Genomic DNA, 22,647 nt, shown 5'->3' with positions numbered 1-22,647 from the left:
ACTGTCATAGGGAGTGGACCAGTTCGATTCTACTTATTTCAACTGGCCAATAATATTCAGAAGCAGGACCTGCGTCACCACGTCTCTGCCCAAAACTTCATCCGTGGGACCACGAAGCCGGTCACGCACTGGATATAGGTCGCGGGTACTGAAACGTGACGGCACCTCGAACGGATCCCCCTTCAACAGTTCACGCACGTAGCGATCTCGCAACAGGTGCATCTTTTCATTCACCGCCGGCACGTTATCCGGCGGGACCTCGAGATGCAGAATGATCATGATCTCTCGAGGCTTCTGACCCTCGGGATGCACATAAAGGCTGAACGGTTCGAGTGGAATAAAGGCCGGCCGCTTAATCACGGGCGGTGGCGGCGGATCATTCCGATCAATGGCGGCTTCTTCCTTCTTCTGGGGCGCGACCACCAGGAAATAGATGGCAGCACCGCCCCCCGCCAGAGTGAGCAGCACGATCAGGCCAATAATGATCAGTGCAATCTTGCGCAATGCCGCGCTCCCGAATCAGGCCCTAGTCTATCGTACTGTCAAAATGCTGAAAGCCGCCGCGATCGAAGGGAATCGTCCGACCTTCACCATCCTGGACCAAAACCCCTGTTCCTGATCGCAGACTGCCGATCCGGGTAACCGCCAGATCAACCGCCTGTGACAGGCCGGCGACCCGTTCCGCAAATTGCGGTGGCGCGGTGAACAGCAGTTCATAATCATCGCCACCGGTCAGTATGATTGGCAAAAGATCGGAATCTTCAGTCAGGGCCTGTCGCGCGGCCATCGATAGCGGCACGGCATCGGCACGGATCACAGCCTGCAGACCGGCAGCAGAAGCGATATGGCCCGCATCCTGAAGCAGGCCGTCAGAAACATCCATGGCCGCATGCGCAATGCCGCGCATGCTCTGGCCGAAAGCAACGCGCGGCGTGGGAAGATGCAGACGCGAATCAAACATCAGCATAGCAGCAGACGAGAACAGCCGGCTGTTCAGTTTCACTTCCAGACCGAGTGCTGCATCACCGATGCTACCTGTAACATAGAGGTCATCGCCGACCTGCGCACCGCCGCGCCTGATCATCTGGCCGGCCGGGACATACCCAAAAGCCGTCACGCTCAGCATGATGCCGCTGGGACTGCGAACCGTGTCTCCGCCATGCAGCGTAATGTCGAAAGCTTTTTGTTCCCGCGCCAGTCCGGCACAGAACTGTGCCAGCCACGCCTCATCAACGGTCGGCAGGCCCAGCACAAGCTGATATCCCAGCGGTGCGGCCCCCTTGGCGGCAAGATCAGAAAGATTGACGCGCAGCAGCTTGCGCGCGATGCGCTCAGCACCATCTTTGGCGAGAAAATGAATGCCTTCGATCATCGCATCAGTGGTTACGACCAGCTCGGCGCCTTCAGGCACTGCGATGGTGGCTGCATCGTCGGTTAGATTGAAGCTTCCGGCAGCTTTCCGGCTCAAGGGCGCCAGATAGCGGGCGATCAGATCGAATTCGCCGAGGCCCGGCCCGGCCATGATCGCCTCAGGCCGTGAACTCGCCGGGGCGCAGCTTGCGCGCCACGGCATCGATTACGCCATTGGCCAGCTTGATTTCCCGTGGCCCGAAAAAGGCCCGCACGATTCCGATATATTCGTCGATCACCGTGGCTGCCGGCACGTCGATACGAGCGATGATTTCATAGGTGGCGCAACGCAGCGCATCGCGCAGGATGATCTCCATGCGATCCAGTGCATCGGAGCGCGGCATGGCATCCTTGATGACTTTGTCGATTTCGTCTCCACGCCGCACGACGCCACGCACGATCTCGGAAAACCAGTCGGCATCCGCCTCACGCATCTGCACGCCTTCGATTTCCTCGGACTGCCGATGAGTACGAAAATCGACGATCACGGCTTCGGGGTTGCCACCGCCGAATTCAACTTCATAGAGAGCCTGCACCGCAAACAGCCGCGCGACCGACCTGCGTCCTGCTGGTCGATCGTTGCGTGTCCCCCGGCGCTGCCCTCCTTCACTCATATCGAAAACAGCTGTTTCAAACCGATCATGGCAACAGCAGCCAAAGCCGCCTGCCCGCCCTTGTCCTGACGGTCCTTGCGGGCACGCTCCCAAGCCTGATCTTCGTTCTCGACGGTGATAATGCCGTTGCCGATACAAAGCTGATGCTCGATGGCCAAATGCTGCAGGCCACGCGCGCTTTCATTCACCACGACATCGAAATGCGCGGTCTCGCCGCGGATCACACAACCCAGCGCAACAAAGCCGTCATAGGCCCGCTCGCCCTTGCGGTTCATGGCAAAGCGGATTGCTGCAGGCAGTTCAAGAGCGCCCGGGACATCGATCCGGTCATAATCGAAATCGGACGCTTCGATCACCGCCTTGGCACCCTCGAACAGGGCGTCGGCGATATCCTCATAGAAACGGGCTTCGATGATCAGTACCCGCGGCTTGCGAATCTCGAGCGTCAGATCGCCCATCATCTGGGTTTTGCTCTTGGAAAATGTCTGCGTCTTGGCAGACTTCTTCTTCGCGGCCTTTTTGCCAGCCGGCTTACGCGCCACCATGTTCAGATCTCCCTGCCTGTCTTGATGCGGCGGGTTTCGACAACCGAAAGACCGTAGCCCTCCAGCCCGACAATGGTGCGTTCAATATTTGATAGAACGATCATGTCTTTCACCCCCAGATCGATCAGGATCTGTGCCCCGATGCCATAATCCCGGAGTTGTGCTGACTTTTCAACTGTTTCGCCCATTTTCTGGCGGACCTTGTCAGACAGGGCAGTCGGCCGGGGCTCGCGGATTAGCACCACGATGCCACGTTCGGCCTCGCCGATCATCTGCATGGCGCCGTGCAGCATGCCAGACCGAGCGCCATGGTCGCCCAGAACGTCTTCCAGCACATTCATGGCGTGCATGCGCACCATAACCGGTTTGCCGTCGCTGACATTACCTTTGACCAGGGCAATGTGTTCGGCATATTCGACCCGGTTGCGATAGACCAGCATGCGGAACTTACCGCCCCAGACACTGTCGATCTCACCCTCGACCACCTTCTGGATCAGGTTGTCGTGCCGACGGCGATAGGCGATCAGGTCGGCAATGGTGCCGATTTTCAGATTGTGATGCTGGGCGAATGACACCAGATCCGGCAGGCGCGCCATGGTGCCGTCGTCGTTCATGATCTCGCAGATCACGCCTGATGGATTAAGGCCCGCCAGACGGGCTATATCGACACCGGCCTCGGTATGGCCCGCGCGCACCAGGGTGCCGCCATCACGGGCCATCAGCGGGAAGATATGACCCGGTACGGCGATATCCTGCGGACCTTTGGTGGGATCGATGGCGACCTTGACGGTCTGGGCGCGATCGGCGGCCGAGATGCCGGTGGTCACACCTTCGCGCGCTTCGATGGAAACCGTGAAAGCAGTCTGGTGCCGCGAGGCATTGTTCTGCGCCATCAGCGGCAGACCGAGCTGCTCGATCCGCTGACGCGTCAACGTCAAACAGATCAGCCCACGCCCGTATTTAGCCATGAAGTTGATCGCAGCCGCATCGCACATCTCGGCGGGTATATAGAGGTCGCCCTCGTTCTCGCGATCTTCCTCATCAACCAGGATCACCATGCGCCCCTGGCGCGCTTCCTCGATAATCTCTTCCGAAGAAGCGATATAACGCTTGATGTCATCCATGCTGTTCACGACAGCTTGCTCCACTGCTGCAGGCGCGCCACATAACGCGCCAGCACATCAATTTCCAGGTTGACCTTGTCACCGGCCTTAAGCTTGCCGAGTGTGGTCACCTGCTGGGTGTGCGGGATCAGGTTTACGCCGAAGACCGCACCCTCGACATTATTCACGGTCAACGAAACGCCATCGATAGTCGCCGAGCCTTTTTCGGCAATGAAAGCCGCAAGGCTGTTCGGTGCCTTGAAGTCAATGCGCAGGGATTCACCTTCCGGCTTCACCGCAACCACCTCGCCCACGCCATCAACATGGCCCGAGACAATATGGCCACCGAGCTCATCACCAACTTTCAGACTGCGCTCCAGGTTAATCACGCTGCCGTCTTTCCATTGTCCCAGGATACTGCGCGACAGGGTTTCGGCCGAGACGTCGACTGAAAACCAGTCCGGCCCCTTCTGGACAACGGTGAGGCAGACGCCCGAACAGGCAATCGACGCGCCGATGGCGATCGTGCCGGTGTCGTAGCTGGTGCGGATACGGAAATGAGTGTCGCCGCGGGTTTCGCGGGAGACGACCGTTCCGATGTCGGTAACAATGCCGGTAAACATGACTGTAGTTTTAGAGGGGGCGGACGAAGGTTTCCAGCAGGTCGTCACCCAGAATATCAGCCCGGACCCGCTGCCACCGTGGTGCTTCCGCTACGGTATCAATGCCGAAACCGGCAATAGCCGGTAACCCATCCCCGCCAATGACGCTGGGAGCACGGAACCAGATCATGCGGTCAACCAGATCGGCCCGGATCAGGCTGGCGGCCAGCTTGCCCCCGCCTTCCACCAGAATCCGGGTAATCCCGCGCTCACCCAGCTCTGTCAGGGCCGGGGTCAGATCGGGAAAACCTGCCTTATCAGAGGGCACGGCGATAATCTCCACGCCGCAATCCTCAAAAGCCGCACGCCGGGCCGGATCAACATCCTCGCGTGTCACGATCCATGTCGGCGCCTGTTTGGCCGTCGTCACCACCTTGGCCGTAAGGCTGAGGCGCAGGCGGCCATCCAGGATGACGCGAATAGCCGGACGTTTGGGCAGACCGGACAGCCGGCAGGTCAGATCGGGATCGTCCTGCAGTGCCGTATTGCTGCCCACCATGATCGCATCATGCTGGGCGCGCAGCAGATGAGCGCGCATGCGCGCAATTGGGCTGGTGATCCATTTGCTGTCGCCGGAGTGCGTGCCAATACGGCCGTCCAGGCTGACGGCCAGCTTCAAGGTCACTGCCGGCCGGCCACGTTCACGATGAATCAGGAAACCTGCATTCAGATCGGCAGCAGCATCGGCCAGACACCCCACACTTACATCGACGCCCGCGTCTCGCAGCATCGTGAATCCACCACCGGCAACCCGATGGTCCGGATCCTCCAGCGCAGCCACACATCGTGCGATACCAGCCGCGATGACGGCCTCAGCACAGGGCGGTGTGCGTCCATGATGGCTGCAGGGTTCGAGAGTGACATACAGCGTGGCACCGCGTGCGGCCGCACCGGCTTGCTGCAACGCCATGGTCTCGGCATGCGGCCGCCCGCCCACTTGCGTCCAACCGCGACCAATGATGCGCTTGTCCTTGACGATGATGCAGCCGACCGAAGGATTGGGCCAAGTATTGCCCAGCCCACGCGCCGCCAGCCCCAGCGCGATACGCATATAGCGTTCGTCGCGGGCGGCGGCGGCCTTGTCAGTCATCTTCACTGCCCGGACCGGCCAGCGATCCGATGAACTCCTCGAAATCCTTGGCTTCGCGGAAATTGCGATACACCGAGGCGAAGCGCACATAGGCGACCTTGTCGAGCGCAGCCAGGCCGTCCATCACCAGCTCGCCGATGGTGTCCGACTTGATTTCGCTTTCGCCCGAGCTTTCCAGACGCCGCACGATGCCGTTGATCAGGCGTTCGATGCGATCGGCATCGATCGGCCGCTTGCGCGTGGCGATCATGATAGAGCGTGCAAGCTTGTCCCGATCGAACGGCGCCTTGATGCCGTTCTTCTTGATGACAGTCAGCTCGCGCAGCTGGATACGTTCGAATGTCGTAAAACGCGCACCGCAATTCGGGCAGAAGCGACGACGGCGGATCGCCGAGTTATCCTCGGTGGGCCGTGAATCCTTCACCTGGGTGTCGTCATTGCCGCAGAACGGACAACGCATAGTTCAGTTTCCCCCGCCCTAAATAATCTGAAATCAATAAATCGGAAAACGTCCGCAGAGCGCTTTGACCTTGTCGGCGACAGCATGCTCCACATCGGAATTATCATTGGTCTGCTTGGACAAACCATCCAGCACATCAGCGATCAGGTTGCCGATCTGACGGAACTCGGCCACGCCGAAACCGCGCGTGGTGCCAGCCGGGCTGCCGACGCGGATGCCCGAGGTTATGGTCGGCTTTTCGGTGTCGAACGGCACGCCGTTCTTATTAGTGGTGATGTGGGCGCGTTCCAGGCTTTCGACACAGACATTGCCCTTCAGGCCTTTCGACCGCAGATCGATGAGCATCAGGTGGTTGTCGGTGCCGCCGGAGACCAAATCATAACCGCGCTCCTGCAGCGCTGCCGCCATGGCCTTGGCATTCTCGACCACAGCCTGGGCATAGGACTTGAATTCAGGCGTCAGCGCTTCGCCGAAGGCGACCGCCTTGGCGGCGATCACATGCATCAGCGGACCACCCTGCAGACCAGGGAACACCGCCGAGTTGATCTTCTTGGCCAGCGCCTCGTCATTGGTCAGCACCATGCCGCCGCGCGGACCGCGCAGGGTCTTGTGCGTGGTGGTGGTGGCGAAATGCGCATGCGGGAACGGGCTCGGATGCTGGCCACCGGCGACCAGACCGGCGAAATGCGCCATGTCGACCATGAATAGGGCGCCGATGCTGTCGGCAATCTCGCGGAACCTGGCGAAGTCCCAGAAGCGCGGATAGGCCGAGCCGCCAGCGATGATCAGCTTCGGCTTGTGCTCCTGCGCCAGCTTAGCCACCTGATCCATGTCGATGCGCTGATCTTCCTTGCGCACCGTGTAGCTGACGACGTTGAACCACTTGCCCGACTGATTAGCGGGCGCGCCATGAGTGAGATGGCCACCAGCAGCAAGATCGAGACCCATGAAGGTATCGCCCGGCTTCAGCGCCGCCATGAACACGGCCTGGTTAGCCTGCGCGCCGGAATGCGGCTGCACGTTGGCGAAGTTGCACCCGAATATCTTCTTGGCGCGCTCGATAGCCAGCGTCTCAGCCACGTCGACGAACTCGCAACCATTGTAGTAGCGCTTACCAGGATAACCTTCAGCGTACTTGTTGGTCATCACCGAGCCCTGCGCTTCCAGCACGGCGCGGCTGACGATGTTTTCAGAAGCAATCAGCTCGATCTGGTTTTGCTGGCGCTCCAGTTCATCGGTCACCGACTTGTAGATTTCGGGATCGGCCTGCTGCAGCGTGCGCTGGAAGAAACCGGCATGGGTCACGGTGGGCTTGGCGGCGGTGCTGGACATCGGCGTACTCCGGATCTTGATCGTTTGAATTGGTCAGGCGGCGCTGAGCTTGTCGACGCGGCGCTGGTGCCGGCCTCCTTCGAAGCCGGTATCGAGGAAAGCTTTCAGGCAGTCGCGCGCCGTGTCGGTACCGATCAGGCGGGCGCCGAGCGCCAGGACATTCGCGTCGTTATGCTGGCGTGACAGGCGCGCCATCAGGCTATCGCCGCACAAGGCGGCCCGACAGCCGGGAATCCGGTTGGCGGCAATCGAGATGCCGATACCGCTGCCGCAGACGGCCACACCGAACTGGGCCTGCCCATTGGCGATGGTCTCGCCCAGCTTGCGGCCGAAATCGGGGTAGTCGACGCTATCGGAAGAATTGGTGCCCAGATCGATGACCGCATAACCCTGGGCCTTAAGCTCGTCTCGCAGCAGGTTTTTCAGTTCAAAACCGGCATGATCGGCGGCAAAGGCAACCGTGGGCTTGGACATGGGCGGCACACCTCGGGGGAAGACGGCCGGACCCTACAATATCCGGTGGCTGGTGCCAACCCTACCACCAAGGAAATGGCTATTCCGATTGCCGGACTGGCTTAATGTCTCTGAGAACAAAAAGGGAATTTCAAACTCAAAAAGAAAGCCCGGCGGTCATCCCGCCGGGCCCCTTCCTCACCCTGACTGGCAGGGATCAGTTCACGTAGTCGTAGGAACCATTCTTCCAGACATAGACCTTGTAGGCCGGCGAAGTGGTATCGCCCTTGGCGTCGAACGAAATCTCGTTCAGCGCCGTCTGGAACTTGCTGGTGCGCATGACCTTCTCGACATCCGCAGTCTTGATCGACTTGGCGGTGGTCGCGGCCTGGGCCCAGACCTGCACGGCGGCGTAGCTGTACAGGGTGTAGCCCTCGGGGTCGTAACCCTGAGCCTTGAACTTGTCGACCAGCGGCTTGGCGGCCGGGTTCTTGCGCGGATCGGCGTCGAAAGTCATCAGCGTGTTTTCACCAGCCGGGCCCGAGATCGCCCAGAACTGCTTGTCGACCAGCGCGTCGCCACCCATCAGCGGAGCATTCAGACCTTGCTCCTTGGCCTGACGCACGATCAGGCCGCCTTCGGGATGGTAGCCGCCCAGATAGATCAGCTCCACGCCGGCAGCTTTCATCTTGGAGACGAGTGCCGAGTAGTCCTTCTCACCAGGGGTGATGGCTTCGTACATGGCCTCGGTCACGCCCTTGCCGTTGAGACGCTTCTTGGTCTCGTCGGCCAGGCCTTTGCCGTAAGCAGTCTTGTCATGCAGGATCGCGACTTTCTTGCCCTTGAACTTGTCGAGGATGTAGTCGCCGGCAACGATGCCCTGCTGGTCATCGCGACCGCAGACGCGGAACACATTCTTGTAGCCGCGCTCGGTATAGGTCGGGTTGGTCGAGGACGGCGTGATCTGCAGGATGTTTTCTTCCTTGTACACGTCCGATGCCGGGATCGAGGAGCCCGAGCAGAAGTGGCCGAACACGATGGCCACCTTTTCCTGAGCCGCGCGATTGGCAACAGCCACTGCCTGCTTCGGATCGCAGGCGTCATCGCCGATGATGATCTGCAGCTTCTGGCCGTTGACGCCGCCAGCAGCATTGAGATCGGCAACGGCCATCTCGACGCCACGCTTCATCTGTTCGCCGAAGCTTGCCAGCTGGCCGGTCATCGGACCGTTCAGCGCCACCTTGATCTGGGCCGAGGCCGCACCGGCAAATAGGCCGATCGACGCCACAACCGCCAATCCAGTCATAAGTTTACGCATGATATCCTCTCCCTGTTATGAAACTGAATGAAAGTCTAGATCAGTCTGGGCAGGCTGGGCAACAACCTAGGGTGCCCCCTGCTTTTCGCGCCATCCGAGCAGTCCGGAGCGCTCATAGAGCCACGGATACTGGTGAACCATCAGGTCGACGAGGGTAAGGCGATACCCGAGTGTAGCCAGTGCCCAGACCACAATCACCCCAATGAGGTAGGGAATGATGACCAGGAGCTGCTCCTTGAACAGCGAAAAGGCCAGAAAGCGGTTGGCCGCAGCCAGAACAAAGCTGTAGGGCAGAATCTGCCAGTACGGTCGCCATGTGGCAGCAATGGCCTGCCCCATCAGGAAAGAGCAACCACCGACCAGAACGACGGTCAGGCCCAGGAAGACCCAGATACTTTCACCGAGGATGGCGTTGAGCATCAATGCCCTCCCTCAAGATAGGCCGCACGGATTTGCTCGTTGGCCAGCAGCTCGGCGCCGCTGCCACTCATGGTGATGCGGCCATTGACCAACACATAGCCCCGATGCGCCAGCTTGAGTGCGTGATAGGCATTCTGTTCGACTAGTAGCACCGTCATACCTTCACGATTGACTTCTTCGATGATGCTGAAGATCTGCTTTACCACTAGCGGCGCAAGACCGAGCGAGGGCTCATCGAGCAGAAGCAACTGCGGTCGGCTCATCAAGGCACGACCGATCGCCAGCATTTGTTGCTCACCACCCGACAAGGTGCCGCCCCGCTGCTCGCGACGCTCCTTCAGACGCGGGAACAGTGTGAAGACGCGCTCGATATCGCTGTCGAAATGCGCCGGATCACCGGCTACCGCACCCATACGGAGATTTTCCAGCACGGTCATACGCGGGAAGATGCGCCGGCCTTCCGGTGCATGCGCCATGCCGCGGCGTACCAGTGTATGCGTCGCAACGCCAGTGATGTCCTCACCAGCCAGATGGACCGAACCATGGCGCGGCTTCGGATTGCCGCAAAGGCTCATCAGTAGCGTGGATTTTCCGGCACCGTTGGCACCGATCAGGGCAACGATCTCACCCTTCCCGACTTCAAGATCAACGCCTTTGAGCGCATGCACGGCGCCGTAGTAAGTATGCAGGCCCGCAACCTTCAGCATCAGACGGCTCCCTTTGCGGAAGCCGCACCATCTTCCGGTTCGCCCAGATAGGCGCGGATGACAGCGGGATCGTTGCGCACGGCTTCTGGTGTGCCGTCGGCGATCTTCTTGCCGTAATCCAACACAACGATATGGTCTGAAATTTCCATCACGACACTCATGTCATGCTCGATCAGCAGGACGCCACATTTGTGCTCATCCCGAATGAAACGCAGCAAGGCATTCAGTTCGGCCGACTCTCGCGGATTCAGACCGGCGGCCGGTTCATCAAGACAAAGCAGCACGGGCTCGGTGCACATAGCGCGCGCGATCTCGAGCCGGCGCTGGCCACCATAGGGCAGACTACCCGCTTCTTCATCGGCGGCTGCCGTCAGATGGGTACGTTCCAGCCAGTAGCGTGCGCGTTCCACCGCTTCGGCCTCAGCCTTGGCATAGCCCGGCCATCCGACCAGACCGAGCAGCGTGAAGCCTGAAGCGCGCATCAGCCGGTTATGCTGAGCGACAATCAGATTCTCGAGCACCGTCATTTTCGGGAATAGCCGTATATTCTGGAACGTGCGCGCCACCCGTGCCTTGCCGGCGATATCATTGCCGGCCATGCGCTCGAGATGAAAATACTTACCGTTGTTGTCGAGCAGCAACCGGCCGACCGTGGGTCTGTAAAAGCCGGCAATGCAGTTGAACACCGTCGTCTTGCCGGCACCGTTTGGGCCGATGATCGCCGTGATCTGGTTCGGCATCGCATCGAAGGACACGTCGTTGACAGCAATCAGGCCGCCGAACCGCATGGTGAGATGCTCGACCTTCAGCAGGACAGGCGCGCTCATGATTTGGCCTCCCCTGCTGCCGTTCGGGGTGAGAGGCGTATTGTCGGCTCGCGATACGACAGCAGGCCCTGCGGACGCCAGACCATGATCAGCACCATGGATGCACCGAAAGCCAGCATGCGGAACAGCGAGAATTCACGGGCGATTTCGGGCAGCAGTGTCAGGAAGGCGGCGGCCAGTACGATGCCGGCCTGACTACCCATGCCACCCAGCACCACGATTGCCAGAATCACGGCCGATTCAATGAAGCTGAAGCTTTCCGGGCTGATGAAGCCCTGACGCGTGGCGAAGAAGCTGCCCGCGAAGCCGCCGAACATCGCCCCGATAGCAAAGGCGGTCAGTTTTGTATTGGTCGGGTTGATGCCCAGAGCCTTGCACGCGATCTCATCTTCGCGCAGTGCTTCCCAGGCGCGACCGACGGGCAGCTTGCGAATGCGCATCGTGAACAGATTGGTGATCAGCGCCAATACCAGGATCACGTAATACAGGAAAATGATGCGGTGGACTGAGCTGAACTCTAAACCGAATATCTCGTGGAAGGCTTTCACACCATCCGGCGGCGTACTGGTAAAAGGTATGCCGAAAAATGACGGACGTTGGATGCCGCTGATGCCATTCGGGCCACCGGTCACGGGTGACCAGTTGAGCAGAATCACCCTGATGATCTCGCCGAAACCCAGCGTCACGATGGCGAGATAGTCGCCACGCAGACGCAGGACCGGGAAACCGAGAATGACGCCGAAGGTGGCGGCAAACAGTCCGGCGAGCGGTAGGCTGGCCCAGAAGCCAAAACCGAAATGCTGCGAGAGCAAGGCATAGGTATAAGCGCCGACCGCATAGAAGGCGACATACCCCAGATCGAGCAGGCCAGCCAGACCGACCACAATATTGAGGCCCCAGCCCAGCATGACGTAAATCAACACGACTGTGGCCAGATCAACCACCGTACGACTGGCAAATGGCATGAACGGCAGAATGATCGCAAAGCCGATCAGTGCCGGCATCAGCCATTTGTCTGCCTTGCGGCCGAGATCGCTGAGAAGCGACTTGCGGGTCACCGCCTCGGCTGGCGCAACTTCCTGTGCGATCTTTTCACGATAGGCCCGGCGCCAGTCGAGAGCATAGCGCATGCTGAAACGGCCGATGAAGACCGCAATGGCGGCATAGGCGACCCAGTCGAAGCGAATCTTGATCCCGAGCGGACCGCCGGTATCGACGGTTTCGAAACCCATCAGCGGCAGGGCAAGAATGGCGGCGACAACCGCGCCCATGAAGGCATCGCGCAAACGTTCGACGATGCTCATGTCACACCTTCTCGACTTCCGGACGGCCGAGCAATCCGGTGGGACGGAAGATCAGCACCACCACCAGAATGCCGAAGACCGCGACATCCTTATATTCGATGCTGAAATAAGCCGACCAGAAAGCCTCGATTAGGCCAATCAGCAATCCGCCCAACATGGCGCCGGGCAGGCTGCCGATACCGCCAAGAACAGCCGCCGTGAACGCCTTCAACCCGGCGAGGAAGCCGATATAGAAATCAACCACGCCGTAATAAAGCGACACCATCACGCCGGCAACGGCAGCCAACACCGCGCCCAAGACAAACGTCAGCGAGATCGTCCGATCCGTATTGACGCCCAGTAGCGAAGCCATGGTGCGGTCCTGTTCGCAGGCACGCTGGGCGCGGCCAAGCGGCGTTGCCGCAATCAGCCAGGAGAACCCGATCATCAGTGCAAGCGTCAGCACGACGATCATGACCTGCAGATAGCTGAGCGTGACCGAGAAGGTCTCACCCTTCATCAGTTCGATGCCGCCACGCACCATCGGCTGCAACGGCTTGATACGAGCGCCCTGCACAATCTGTACGTAGTTCTGCAGAAAAATCGACATGCCGATGGCCGAGATTAGCGGCGCCAAACGGGACGATCCGCGCAATGGCCGATAGGCGATGCGCTCAACGGTCCAGCCATACAGGCCGGTGACGACCATGGAAACAATCAACACGATCACCAGCGCGAACGGGACCCAGGTCACACCAACCAGTCCCAGGATCGAAAAGCCGATGACGGCGATGAAGGCGCCGATCATGTAAATTTCGCCATGAGCAAAATTGATCATGCCGATGATGCCGTAAACCATCGTGTATCCGATGGCGATCAGCGCATAAACCGCGCCCAGCGTGATACCGTTGATCAGCTGCTGAATAAAATACTCCATTATCCCCCGTTGTCGCTTTGCTGCTTGGCCAGCCTGTAACGGAGTTTCTGGACTGCCAGCCGTGCAAGTTCCTGCTCCGACACCCGTGGGTCGCCGATTACAGATACTTCCATGCCGGTTGCCGGATCGACTGCAATCACCTTCAACGCCGCCCCGACGCGACGAAATTCAATGATTGCACCTCCGCCACCGCTCCCTGTCGCGTGTGACATAACTTCTCTGTTACCATCGCTTTGCAACCGGGCTCAAGCTTTATGCAACTTTCATCTGTTGAACCGACTTACGCCTGTAGGTGGTTCCCTGAGGGAAACATAATCGTGGAATCGGCTTGTTCGGCCAATATATTTTATATATAAAATACTTTGGATCACGCGAAGGCGCAGCATGAAGATTCTCAATCCGGCGGAATGGGCCAAGCCCAAGGGTTATGCCAACGGCATCGCTGCCGAGGGGCGAATGATCTTTATCGCCGGCCAGATCGGCTGGACTGCGGAATCCGAATTCGAAAGTGATGATCTGGTCGATCAGACACGACAGGCCCTTCGCAACATTGTTCGTGTACTGGCGGAAGCCGGGGCGCGTCCAGAACATATTGTCCGTCTGACCTGGTATGTGGTCGACAAGCGCGACTACATGGAGCGCAACGCAGATCTTGGGAAAGTCTACCGTGAGATTCTGGGACGCCATTATCCTGCGATGACGCTGGTACAAGTCACCGCGCTACTGGAAGACCGCGCCAAGGTCGAAATCGAAGCCACAGCCGTCCTTCCGGCCTGACACAGCTTTTCTCACGGTTTTGTCCCAGCTCCCCGCTGGAACCGCTCTGGCGCATTAACGTTTGGTTCATGAATGGCCGCCTGACGGACGGCCTGCCTCCCAAAGGGAGAATAGAACCATGCGCGAAGCCATCCTCATCCTGTTTGCCGCCTGCATCGCTGCCCTGCCTTTCGTAGCTTTCAACGAATGGTTCCAGACCGCTCCCCGCCACCACGAAGCTGCCAGCCTCTGGGGTGACGATCTCCGCCAGTCGGGCCAGCCCTACAGCATGCCGAAGGTCATGGCCGTGAATGCAACGGTGGAGCGCCGGTAATGCGCACCGCCCTCGTCATCGCCGCTATCATCCTGGCGCAGCCTGCTCTGGTTTTCGCCCAGGCGCCCGCCCCGCAGCAGGAATCGCCAGCGCCCCGCCAGCCGCGTGCGGCAGTGCCCGGCCCGAATGCCGAACCCGGCGTGCCGCAGGGCGAAAAGACCAAGGCGCCGGATTTCTCGGTTGAAGAAAACATGCCCAAGCTCAGCACCGAGCAGGTCGTGGTCATCGGTACGAAGCTGCGCCATGAAAATGGCGACACGCTGGGAACGGTGGATAACCTGATCATGGATCGCGAGGGGCATGTGATCTCGCTGATCGTCGGCATCGACAAGCTGCTTGGCCTGGCCGAAGACAAGGTAGAGATCGAATGGAAGCAGGTCCGCTTCGAGCGCAAGGATGCGGACGCATTCTTCGTTACGGCGCTCAGCAAGGATGAACTCCGCGGTCTTGCGAAATTCACCCCGCCGAAACGTCAGGGCAGCTAAGCCCGTTTCAGCCTAGATCGCGGATCATCCGGATGATGCCCGAGTAGTCGCTCGAGCCATTCCCCGTATCCACGTATTCGGCATAGAGCGCCGTGGCTTCAGAGCCCAGCGGCGTCTGCACCTTGGCGCTGCGCGCAGCCTCCTGCGACAGCTTCAAGTCCTTCAGCATCAGCTCCGCGGCAAAGCCGGGCTTATAATCGCGGTTGGCAGCCGAAGCCGGTACAGGACCCGGGACAGGACAATGGTTCGCCAGCGCCCAGCAGCCGCCAGATGAACTGGACACGATGTCGAACATGGCCTGCGCCGACAGGCCGAGCTTTTCCGCCATGACGAAGGCTTCCGAAATGCCGACCATGGTGATGCCCAGCACCATGTTGTTGCAGATCTTGGCAACCTGACCGTTCCCCGCACCGCCGGCATGAACGATCTTCTTACCCATGGCTTCCAGGATCGGCTTGGCCTTGGCAAAGGCTGCATCCGTGCCGCCCACCATGAAGGTCAATGCCGCGTTCTCGGCCCCCGCGATCCCACCCGAAACCGGGGCGTCCAGCATCAGCATACCTTTGGCCTCGGCGGCAGAGATCGCCTCCCGCGCAGACCGCACGTCGATGGTCGAACTGTCGATGAAAACCGTGCCGGGACGCGCTACGGCTAGGATGCCCTTCTCGCCGGTATAGACACCCAGCACATGCTTGCCGGCCGGCAGCATGGTCACCACGGCATCCACATCCTTTGCAGCATCCTGTGCACTGGCAGCCGCAACACCGCCGGCTTCTACGACCTTCTGCACCAGGTCGGCAGCCAAATCGAAGGCCTTCACTGTATAGCCGGCCTTCAGCAGATTGCGCGCCATCGGGCCGCCCATGTTGCCGACGCCGATAAAGCCGATACTCGCCATGATATCCTCCGCCTGATCTTTTTCTTGTTCAGTCAAACTTGAGATCGCCGCCCGGAACCGGGGCGAAATAGGCCTCGATGTCGGCATCGCTGACATCTTCCAGACGGGCAGGCTGCCATTTCGGTCGGTGATCCTTGTCGATAATCACGGCGCGCACGCCTTCATAGAAATCATGGCCCAGTGCCACATGGTTGCAGATGCGCCATTCGAGCTTCATGCAATCGCGCAGATCGAGCGAACGGCCGCGCCGCAGTTGCGCGAAGGTCAGCTTCACCGATGTCGGCGACTTGCCCCGGATGATCGAGGCCTGCTCCACCGAGAAGGGCGAGGCTTCGGCCTCAAGAGCGGAAATGATCTCTGCCACGCTCTGGCCGGCAAACAGCTTATCAATCTGCGACTTCAGATTGGTCAATGGCGACGGGCCGGGATCGCTGGCGAATTTCACCACCACGGCATCCACAGCGGCCTTGTCGGTCGGCGACGCCGTGATCAGCGCCTGCTCCAGCGCCGGCATCTGCTCACGCAGCACGTGATGAGTGGCAATGCCGGTCGTCGTGATGTCTGCACCCTTAAGACGCGCACCGGTCAGGCCAAGATAAAGCCCCAGCTCACCCGGACAACGGGGCAGAAAATATGTGCCGCCCACATCGGGAAAGAGACCGATGCTGGTTTCCGGCATGGCGAAATGTGCATGCTCGCTAATCACGCGATGGCTGCCATGAACCGACAGCCCCACACCACCGCCCATGAAGATGCCGTCGATCAGCGCAATGAACGGCTTTGGATATTCACCGATAAGGGTGTTGCAGCGATATTCGTCATGCCAGAACTGCTTGCGATAGGTAGCGCCTTCCGGGCTGCGGTCGGCCAGCTTGCGGATATCGCCGCCGGCGCAGAAGGCCCGCTCACCTTCGCCCTTGATGATCACCGCCTTCACAGCAGCATCCTTCGCCCAGGCCCGCAGATTCTGCTCCAGCGGAATGCACATGTCATGCGTCAGCGCGTTCAGCGCCTTGGGCCGGTTCAGCGTGATGATGCCGACGCCGTTCTGAACTGAAAACAGAATGTCCTGAGTCATGGGAACCTTGAGCTGGAAATAATCAATCGTGGAATGATCCGGAGAGCAGCGCGCGCGAGATGATCACGCGCATGATCTCGTTAGTGCCCTCCAGAATTTGATGGACACGCGCGTCGCGCAAATACCGCTCGATCGGATAATCCTTCAGATAGCCATACCCGCCATGGAGCTGCAGTGCCTCGTTGCAGATGGCGAAGCCGGCATCGGTGGCGAAGCGCTTGGCCATCGCGCAGTGCATGGTGGCATCCGGACTTTTTGCGTCCAGCATGGCCGCAGCCTGGCGGATCATCAGCCGGGCGGCCGTCAGATCGGTGGCCATGTCGGCCAGCTTGAACTGTGTCGCTTGGAAATTGGCGATGGCATTGCCGAACTGCTTGCGTGTGACGACATATTCGCGCGCAGCCGTCAGGCAGGCTTTGGCCGCGCCCAGCGAGCAGGCACCGATATTGATGCGGCCACCATCCAAGCCAGCCATGGCAATCCGGAAACCTTCGCCTTCCGCACCGATCCGGTTGGCCTTCGGCACCTTGCAGTCCTCGAAGATCACCATGGCAGTCGGCTGACTGTTCCAGCCCAGCTTGCGTTCCTGCGCGCCGAAGGACAGACCTGGCGTGCCGTTCTCCACGATAAGACAAGTGACACCGCGCGAGCCCGGCTCCCCAGTCCGCACCATGCACACATATATGTCCGAGCGGCCGCCGCCCGAAATGAACGCCTTGGTACCATTCAACACATAGTGGTCGCCGGCATCCACCGCCCTGGTCTGCAGAGCAGCCGCATCGGAGCCGGCATTCGGCTCGGTGAGGCAGTAAGACGCGAATGTCTGCATCCGGCAGAGGTCCGGCAGGAACTTCCGCCGTTGCTCTTCACCGCCGAAGCGGTCAATCATCCAGGCAGCCATGTTGTGGATCGAGATATAGGCGGCGGTTGAGGTACAGCCGGCTGCGAGTTCTTCGAAGATCAGGGCGGCATCGAGCCTGCTGAGGCCGGAACCACCGACATCCTCCTGCACATAGATACCACCGAAACCGAGGCTGGCGGCTTCGCGCAATTCATCTGCCGGAAAATGCTTGTCCTCGTCCCAGCGCGCGGCGTTGGGCTGCATCCGGTCGGTCGCGAAGCGCCGCGCCGTGTCCTGTATCGCCCGCTGATCCTCCGTAAGCTCGAACAGCATTCTCTTTTCTCCCTTTAAACGGGTCTTAATTGCCCGTTCCACGTCCGTCAACGCGCCGCCGCAACGTCAATGGACCGCAACAGAGTCGCATGAGATCGACCCGCATGCTAGTTTCGCCGCAGGATAAACCAACCGTTTTTTGGCACTTACGCTGATGCTGCCATCGTCACCAACCCCAGCTTTACCGGATACCGGCACCGGTATCGGCTGGCCGTTGCGTGGCCTCGCCTATGGTACGGCCGGGCTGATGCTCGGTTTGTCCGCCGTCCTGCTGGCGACTGCATTCTTCAGCGGTAGCAGCACTATTGCCTGGCTGCCGGGTCAGCCACCCATTCATATCGATATCACGGCCTGTGCCATTCTTGCCGCCCTGTCGCTGCTCACCCGGGACAGTGCTGGCCGCGTGTCGCGTTTGCTCGCGCTGGCGCTCGGCCTTCTGGCCATCGTAAGCATCGTCGCCTTCCTGCAGCACCTGGATCTTCGACAGGCTGGAACATCCATCTCCCCGGTCGCGCCTGCACTCTGGTCCGGCCATATGGGACCGCTGGTCGCCTTTGGTTTCCTGCTGGCGTCTATCCGCCTCTATATTCCCGCCGCGGGCCGAGCCACTGTCAGCAATGTCCCGCTTGGCTGGTCAAATGCCATGACGCTGTTGGCACTGGCGCTCACGTTGACCATCGGTGCATTGGACGTCTTGCCGCAGAGTCCGGCCTGGACGATGCATGCAGCGGCATTGCCTGACGGCGCCATCATGCTGTTGCTGCTTGGCGCGGCAGGTGCAGCGCGAACCTACCATCCATCGCCATCCGTCGCCCCCGCGCCACTGCTCATCGGCCAGGCCGGCATCCTGATCGGCGGGATCCTGGCGTCTTTCGTACTGTGGCAGGCCAATGTCGCCACCACATCCGATCATCTGGTGCCGGCGCTGTCCTTCACGGCCTGTCTTGTTGCGACTTATATGATCGCGGGACTGATGGCACTTTCAGCCCGCGTCATGCTGCAGCAGCGCGCCATGGAAAGCGCCCATGCAGCCCTCGAGGCCAGCAACAACCTGTTCCAGGCCGCCGCACGCAGCAGCCGCCTGGGCATCTGGGACTGGGATCTCGCCAGTGGCAACCTGCTGATCGTCGCCAATTACCTGCAGGACGGAAAAGACAACAACCTGCTGGCCTCACGCACCACCATTCATGCCTTCAATGACCTGGTCCATCCTGACGATCTTACCATGCTGCAAAAGCATGCCGAGGACAGTCTTCGTCATGGCAAGCCTTATGATATCGAATTCCGCATCCAGCGCTCCGACGGGCGTTACATCTGGGTCCTAGGGCGCGCAGAAGTTGCCCGCAATGACGCCGGCCGCCCGGTTCGGATGACCGGCAGCCTCGAGGACGTCGACCAGATCCGCCGCCAGGTGAATGAGCTGGAATGGCAGCGTCAGATGCTGGAAGAGCAGTCCGTCAAGCTGGCCGAAACTGCGCAGGCACTGGTGCTGGCCAAGGATGCCGCTGAATCCGCCAATCGCGCCAAGTCCAGCTTCCTGGCAATGATGAGCCATGAGATTCGCACGCCCATGAATGGTGTGCTGGGCATGCTGAGCCTGATCCATCGCAGTGAACTGGAACCCGCTCTCAAGCGCTATGCGGAAGTGGCGCATCAGTCCGCTCGTGACCTGCTTGGCCTGATCGACGACATTCTCGACGTATCGAAGCTGGAAGCGGGCAAGCTGCAAATCGAAGCGATCGACTTCGACCTGCGACCAAGCATTGACAATGTCATGGCTCTGCTGGCGCCAAGAGCCCGGGACAACAACAACCAGCTCATGCTCGATCTGGCCGAGAATGTGCCGGAACATGTGATCGGCGATCCACTGCGCCTGCGGCAGATTCTGATCAACCTGATTGGCAACGCCATCAAATTTACCGAGAACGGCAGCGTAACCATCACCATAACGGCGACGCCATTGCAGAATGGCGAGTTCATGCTGCACTGCGCCATCCGTGACACCGGCATTGGCATCGCGGCCGACCAGCAGAACAAACTATTCGAGCCCTTTACGCAGGCAGATGCTTCCATGACCCGTCGCTATGGCGGCACGGGCCTGGGGCTGACGATCTGCCGCCACCTGGTACATCTGATGGGTGGCGAGATCGGTGTCGTCAGTGCCCCTAACGAAGGCTCGACTTTCTGGTTCACAGTGCGCTGCCGCGAAGATGTGGAGCTTACAGCCAAACTTGCTGACCAGCAGGCACAGGCTGCTGCACCACCGCCGGCAAACGATGCCGCAACCCTGCTGCCCCCCGAGCCGCTTGATAAGGATGTCACCAACCTGGTCAATCAGTTTGATCGGCTTGCCGGCCGCACCCCGCGCGGAAATGGCGGCGGCGTTACGGGACATTAACCAACGCAGCGCATGATTCTCCATGCCGTCATCACGGTATGGAGTTCCGACATGCTGCCGATCCATCCAGGTGTTCTTCTCGAACGGGCAATTGTCGCCCGCGGCACCGATCCGGACGATTTCCAGCGGGAAGCCCATATCCCCCGCAAGCTGCTGCGACTGGTTCTGTCCGGCGAACGCCCGATCTCCTTTGGACTTGCCCTGCGATTAGGGCGGATTTTCGGCACATCCCCCTGGGTCTGGATTGCGTTTCAGGAGCGGTTTGATAAAGCTTTGTGAATGAGCAATCCGCCGATTACCCAGCCCCCTGCCTTTCCCGCGTCCCGCCTCCGCCGTCTGCGCCAGTCTGACTGGACCCGCAGGCTAGTGGCGGAAAACCGCCTCAGCGTCGACGACCTGATCTGGCCCATCTTCGTCCATGACGGTAAATCCAATGCCGCCATTCCCTCGATGCCCGGCGTCGAGCGCCTGAGCATCGATGCCGCTGTGACGGGCGCAAAGGAAGCCGAGGCGCTTGGCATTCCGGCCATTGCCCTCTTCCCTGCCACCGATCCGAAACTGAAGACCGAGGATGGCCGCGAAGGCCTCAATCCGGAGAATACCGTCTGCCGCAGCGTGCGCGCCATCAAGGCTGCGACGAAAAACCTCGGTGTGCTTTGTGACGTGGCCCTTGATCCCTATACCAGCCATGGCCATGACGGATTGCTGCGTGATGGCGAAATCCTCAACGATGAAACCGTGGAATTGCTGGTACAGCAGGCCCTGATCCAGGCACAGGCCGGCTGCGACATTATCGCCCCTTCCGACATGATGGACGGCCGCATCGGTGCCATCCGAACGGCTTTCGAGCGCGACGGCGTGCGTCATGTCCAGTTGATGGCTTATGCCGCGAAATACGCCTCGGCCTTCTATGGTCCCTTCCGCGATGCCGTCGGTTCGTCGGTCAATCTCGGCGTCGGCGATAAGCGCACCTACCAGATGAACCCTGCCAACGGCGACGAAGCCCTGCGCGAAGTTGCGCTGGATGTGGCCGAAGGCGCCGACATGGTGATGGTCAAGCCAGGCATGCCATATCTCGATATCTGCTGGCGTGTGAAGCAGGCTTTCCACCTGCCGACCTTCGCGTATCAGGTGTCGGGAGAATACGCGATGCTGGCTGGCGCGGCCGAGCGTGGCTGGCTGGACCGCACCAAAGTCGCCTTTGAAAGCCTGCTCGCTTTCAAGCGTGCGGGCTGCGATGGCGTGCTGACATACTTTGCGCGTGATGTCGCCCGGATGATCGCCGAGAAGAAATAACCGGGGCAGCAGTCCTGAGAACTGCTGCCACCGGCATCACTCTGACAATCAGAACTTCTTGGCCGTCTTGGTCGCTTCAAGGCGGGCGATCAGGCTGGACGTATCCCAGCGATTCCCACCCATCTGCTGCACTTCGGCATAGAACTGGTCAACCAGTGCCGCCACCGGCAGGCTGGCGCCGTTACGCCGCGCTTCAGCCAGGCAGATACCGAGATCCTTGCGCATCCAGTCGACGGCAAAGCCGTAGTCGAATTTGCCTTCGATCATCGTCTTGTGGCGATTGTCCATCTGCCACGATCCTGCCGCGCCCTTGGAAATGACTTCTACAGCCTTGGTCAGGTCCAGACCCGAAGCACGACCGAAGGCCAGTGCTTCCGCCAGGCCCTGCACGAGACCGGCAATGCAAATCTGGTTCATCATCTTGGTAAGCTGACCACTGCCAGTCGGCCCCATCAGGTTCTGCATCTTCGCATAGGCCTGGATCACCGGCTTGACCTTCTCATAGGTCGAGGCATCGCCGCCGCACATGATGGTCAGCTGACCGTTCTCTGCGCCGGCCTGACCGCCTGAGACCGGCGCATCGATGAAGGCCTGCCCGGCAGCCTTGGCCTTCTCACCGATTTCGCGAGCCACATCCGCCGAAGCGGTGGTGTGATCGACAAAGACCGCGCCCTTGGCCAGACCCGCCAGAATTCCGGTATCGCCATACACGACTGAACGCAGGTCATCGTCATTCCCGACACAGGCCATGACGAATTCGGCCCCCGCGGCGGCCTCCTTAGGGGTTAATGCCTTCTGCCCCTTATGCTGGGCAACCCAGCGGTCCGCCTTGCCTTGGGAGCGGTTCCAGACTGTCACCGTATGCCCGGCCTTAACCAAATGCCCGGCCATGGGGAAGCCCATCACGCCAAGACCAATAAATGCAACCTTCGCCATTCGCCTCTCCCTAAAAACCCTGAATATTTAACTAGTTAGTTTAAAAAACCTATCCGATGGAACAGTTTGCATCAAGATATCAACGGGGGCAATTACTCTTGGTTAACCCCCGCATAGCCCTCTACCGCGTT

At 60.0% G+C, this 22,647-nt stretch carries 27 protein-coding genes; 6 read left to right on the top strand and 21 right to left on the bottom strand.

Annotated features, from left to right (window positions below):
* Positions 1-33 precede the first annotated feature (33 nt).
* The 17 genes from AC1RRE_RS18510 to AC1RRE_RS18430 form a co-directional block, all read right to left on the bottom strand.
* Positions 34-504 (bottom strand): hypothetical protein, encoded by a 471-nt coding sequence (locus AC1RRE_RS18510; RefSeq protein WP_492983232.1) that lies wholly within the window; start codon positions 502-504, stop codon positions 34-36.
* A gap of 22 nt (positions 505-526) precedes the next feature.
* Positions 527-1,522 (bottom strand): thiamine-phosphate kinase, encoded by a 996-nt coding sequence (gene thiL, locus AC1RRE_RS18505; RefSeq protein WP_492983230.1) that lies wholly within the window; start codon positions 1,520-1,522, stop codon positions 527-529.
* A gap of 7 nt (positions 1,523-1,529) precedes the next feature.
* On the bottom strand, positions 1,530-2,024 hold the full coding sequence (nusB, locus tag AC1RRE_RS18500; protein ID WP_492983228.1) for a transcription antitermination factor NusB: 495 nt from the start codon (positions 2,022-2,024) through the stop codon (positions 1,530-1,532).
* Positions 2,021-2,569: a 6,7-dimethyl-8-ribityllumazine synthase gene (locus AC1RRE_RS18495; protein ID WP_492983226.1), complete on the bottom strand. Its 549-nt coding sequence runs from the start codon at positions 2,567-2,569 to the stop codon at positions 2,021-2,023. Before AC1RRE_RS18495 ends, nusB begins: the two co-directional genes overlap by 4 nt.
* A 2-nt stretch (positions 2,570-2,571) precedes the next feature.
* Positions 2,572-3,693 carry a 3,4-dihydroxy-2-butanone-4-phosphate synthase gene (gene ribB, locus AC1RRE_RS18490; RefSeq protein ID WP_492983589.1) on the bottom strand — a complete coding sequence of 374 codons (1,122 nt, stop codon included), beginning with the start codon at positions 3,691-3,693 and terminating at the stop codon, positions 2,572-2,574.
* A gap of 5 nt (positions 3,694-3,698) precedes the next feature.
* On the bottom strand, positions 3,699-4,295 hold the full coding sequence (locus tag AC1RRE_RS18485; protein ID WP_492983224.1) for a riboflavin synthase: 597 nt from the start codon (positions 4,293-4,295) through the stop codon (positions 3,699-3,701).
* Positions 4,296-4,305: 10 nt separating this feature from the next.
* Positions 4,306-5,424, bottom strand: coding sequence for a bifunctional diaminohydroxyphosphoribosylaminopyrimidine deaminase/5-amino-6-(5-phosphoribosylamino)uracil reductase RibD (gene ribD, locus AC1RRE_RS18480; RefSeq protein ID WP_492983222.1), 1,119 nt, complete (start codon positions 5,422-5,424; stop codon positions 4,306-4,308).
* The gene (gene nrdR / locus AC1RRE_RS18475) at positions 5,417-5,884 is read right to left on the bottom strand and encodes a transcriptional regulator NrdR (protein ID WP_492983220.1); all 468 of its coding nucleotides are present in this window, start codon (positions 5,882-5,884) and stop codon (positions 5,417-5,419) included. The genes ribD and nrdR overlap by 8 nt, the downstream gene beginning before the upstream one ends.
* 33 nt (positions 5,885-5,917) lie before the next feature.
* The gene (glyA, locus tag AC1RRE_RS18470; protein ID WP_492983218.1) at positions 5,918-7,216 is read right to left on the bottom strand and encodes a serine hydroxymethyltransferase; all 1,299 of its coding nucleotides are present in this window, start codon (positions 7,214-7,216) and stop codon (positions 5,918-5,920) included.
* A gap of 33 nt (positions 7,217-7,249) precedes the next feature.
* On the bottom strand, positions 7,250-7,690 hold the full coding sequence (gene rpiB, locus AC1RRE_RS18465) for a ribose 5-phosphate isomerase B (RefSeq protein WP_492983216.1): 441 nt from the start codon (positions 7,688-7,690) through the stop codon (positions 7,250-7,252).
* A gap of 196 nt (positions 7,691-7,886) precedes the next feature.
* The gene (locus AC1RRE_RS18460) at positions 7,887-8,987 is read right to left on the bottom strand and encodes a branched-chain amino acid ABC transporter substrate-binding protein (protein ID WP_492983214.1); all 1,101 of its coding nucleotides are present in this window, start codon (positions 8,985-8,987) and stop codon (positions 7,887-7,889) included.
* Positions 8,988-9,053: 66 nt separating this feature from the next.
* Positions 9,054-9,407: a DUF6867 family protein gene (locus tag AC1RRE_RS18455; protein ID WP_492983212.1), complete on the bottom strand. Its 354-nt coding sequence runs from the start codon at positions 9,405-9,407 to the stop codon at positions 9,054-9,056.
* Entirely contained in the window at positions 9,407-10,114 is a 708-nt protein-coding gene (locus tag AC1RRE_RS18450; protein ID WP_492983210.1) for an ABC transporter ATP-binding protein, read from the bottom strand. The genes AC1RRE_RS18455 and AC1RRE_RS18450 overlap by 1 nt, the downstream gene beginning before the upstream one ends.
* On the bottom strand, positions 10,114-10,941 hold the full coding sequence (locus AC1RRE_RS18445) for an ABC transporter ATP-binding protein (protein WP_492983208.1): 828 nt from the start codon (positions 10,939-10,941) through the stop codon (positions 10,114-10,116). The genes AC1RRE_RS18450 and AC1RRE_RS18445 overlap by 1 nt, the downstream gene beginning before the upstream one ends.
* Positions 10,938-12,245 (bottom strand): high-affinity branched-chain amino acid ABC transporter permease LivM, encoded by a 1,308-nt coding sequence (livM, locus tag AC1RRE_RS18440; RefSeq protein ID WP_492983206.1) that lies wholly within the window; start codon positions 12,243-12,245, stop codon positions 10,938-10,940. The genes AC1RRE_RS18445 and livM overlap by 4 nt, the downstream gene beginning before the upstream one ends.
* 1 nt (position 12,246) lies before the next feature.
* Entirely contained in the window at positions 12,247-13,161 is a 915-nt protein-coding gene (locus tag AC1RRE_RS18435) for an ABC transporter permease subunit (protein WP_492983204.1), read from the bottom strand.
* Positions 13,161-13,373, bottom strand: a complete 213-nt coding sequence (locus AC1RRE_RS18430) for a DUF6898 family protein (protein ID WP_492983202.1) — start codon at positions 13,371-13,373, stop codon at positions 13,161-13,163. Before AC1RRE_RS18430 ends, AC1RRE_RS18435 begins: the two co-directional genes overlap by 1 nt.
* A gap of 172 nt (positions 13,374-13,545) precedes the next feature.
* Between AC1RRE_RS18430 and AC1RRE_RS18425 the strand changes: the two genes are divergently transcribed.
* The 3 genes from AC1RRE_RS18425 to AC1RRE_RS18415 all read left to right on the top strand — a co-directional run bounded on the left by AC1RRE_RS18425 (position 13,546) and on the right by AC1RRE_RS18415 (position 14,736).
* On the top strand, positions 13,546-13,938 hold the full coding sequence (locus AC1RRE_RS18425; protein ID WP_492983200.1) for a RidA family protein: 393 nt from the start codon (positions 13,546-13,548) through the stop codon (positions 13,936-13,938).
* Positions 13,939-14,056: 118 nt separating this feature from the next.
* Positions 14,057-14,251, top strand: a complete 195-nt coding sequence (locus AC1RRE_RS18420; protein WP_492983198.1) for a hypothetical protein — start codon at positions 14,057-14,059, stop codon at positions 14,249-14,251.
* The gene (locus tag AC1RRE_RS18415; RefSeq protein WP_492983196.1) at positions 14,251-14,736 is read left to right on the top strand and encodes a PRC-barrel domain-containing protein; all 486 of its coding nucleotides are present in this window, start codon (positions 14,251-14,253) and stop codon (positions 14,734-14,736) included. Before AC1RRE_RS18420 ends, AC1RRE_RS18415 begins: the two co-directional genes overlap by 1 nt.
* A gap of 7 nt (positions 14,737-14,743) precedes the next feature.
* Here AC1RRE_RS18415 and mmsB read toward each other — a convergent pair whose 3' ends face one another.
* From mmsB to AC1RRE_RS18400, 3 genes are read right to left on the bottom strand one after another with little or no spacing between them, the layout of a single operon-like run.
* Positions 14,744-15,634 (bottom strand): 3-hydroxyisobutyrate dehydrogenase, encoded by an 891-nt coding sequence (gene mmsB, locus AC1RRE_RS18410; protein WP_492983194.1) that lies wholly within the window; start codon positions 15,632-15,634, stop codon positions 14,744-14,746.
* 28 nt (positions 15,635-15,662) lie between these two features.
* Positions 15,663-16,712 carry an enoyl-CoA hydratase/isomerase family protein gene (locus AC1RRE_RS18405; protein ID WP_492983192.1) on the bottom strand — a complete coding sequence of 350 codons (1,050 nt, stop codon included), beginning with the start codon at positions 16,710-16,712 and terminating at the stop codon, positions 15,663-15,665.
* 22 nt (positions 16,713-16,734) lie between these two features.
* Positions 16,735-17,886 carry an isobutyryl-CoA dehydrogenase gene (locus AC1RRE_RS18400; protein WP_492983191.1) on the bottom strand — a complete coding sequence of 384 codons (1,152 nt, stop codon included), beginning with the start codon at positions 17,884-17,886 and terminating at the stop codon, positions 16,735-16,737.
* 139 nt (positions 17,887-18,025) lie between these two features.
* On the opposite strand from AC1RRE_RS18400, the gene AC1RRE_RS18395 reads away from it, so the two are divergent.
* From AC1RRE_RS18395 to hemB, 3 genes are read left to right on the top strand one after another with little or no spacing between them, the layout of a single operon-like run.
* Complete coding sequence (locus tag AC1RRE_RS18395) at positions 18,026-20,284, top strand: PAS domain-containing protein (protein ID WP_492983189.1); 2,259 nt, start codon at positions 18,026-18,028, stop codon at positions 20,282-20,284.
* A gap of 51 nt (positions 20,285-20,335) precedes the next feature.
* The gene (locus tag AC1RRE_RS18390) at positions 20,336-20,563 is read left to right on the top strand and encodes a helix-turn-helix transcriptional regulator (RefSeq protein ID WP_492983187.1); all 228 of its coding nucleotides are present in this window, start codon (positions 20,336-20,338) and stop codon (positions 20,561-20,563) included.
* On the top strand, positions 20,564-21,580 hold the full coding sequence (hemB, locus tag AC1RRE_RS18385) for a porphobilinogen synthase (protein ID WP_492983185.1): 1,017 nt from the start codon (positions 20,564-20,566) through the stop codon (positions 21,578-21,580). It abuts the gene before it with no gap.
* Between the two features lie 48 nt (positions 21,581-21,628).
* Here hemB and AC1RRE_RS18380 read toward each other — a convergent pair whose 3' ends face one another.
* Positions 21,629-22,543, bottom strand: coding sequence for an NAD(P)-dependent oxidoreductase (locus tag AC1RRE_RS18380; protein WP_492983587.1), 915 nt, complete (start codon positions 22,541-22,543; stop codon positions 21,629-21,631).
* Positions 22,544-22,647: the final 104 nt, after the last annotated feature.

This window comes from Ferrovibrio sp. GW821-FHT12D07 (genome assembly GCF_058807275.1).
This window is presented reverse-complemented; position numbering and strand designations above follow the sequence as displayed.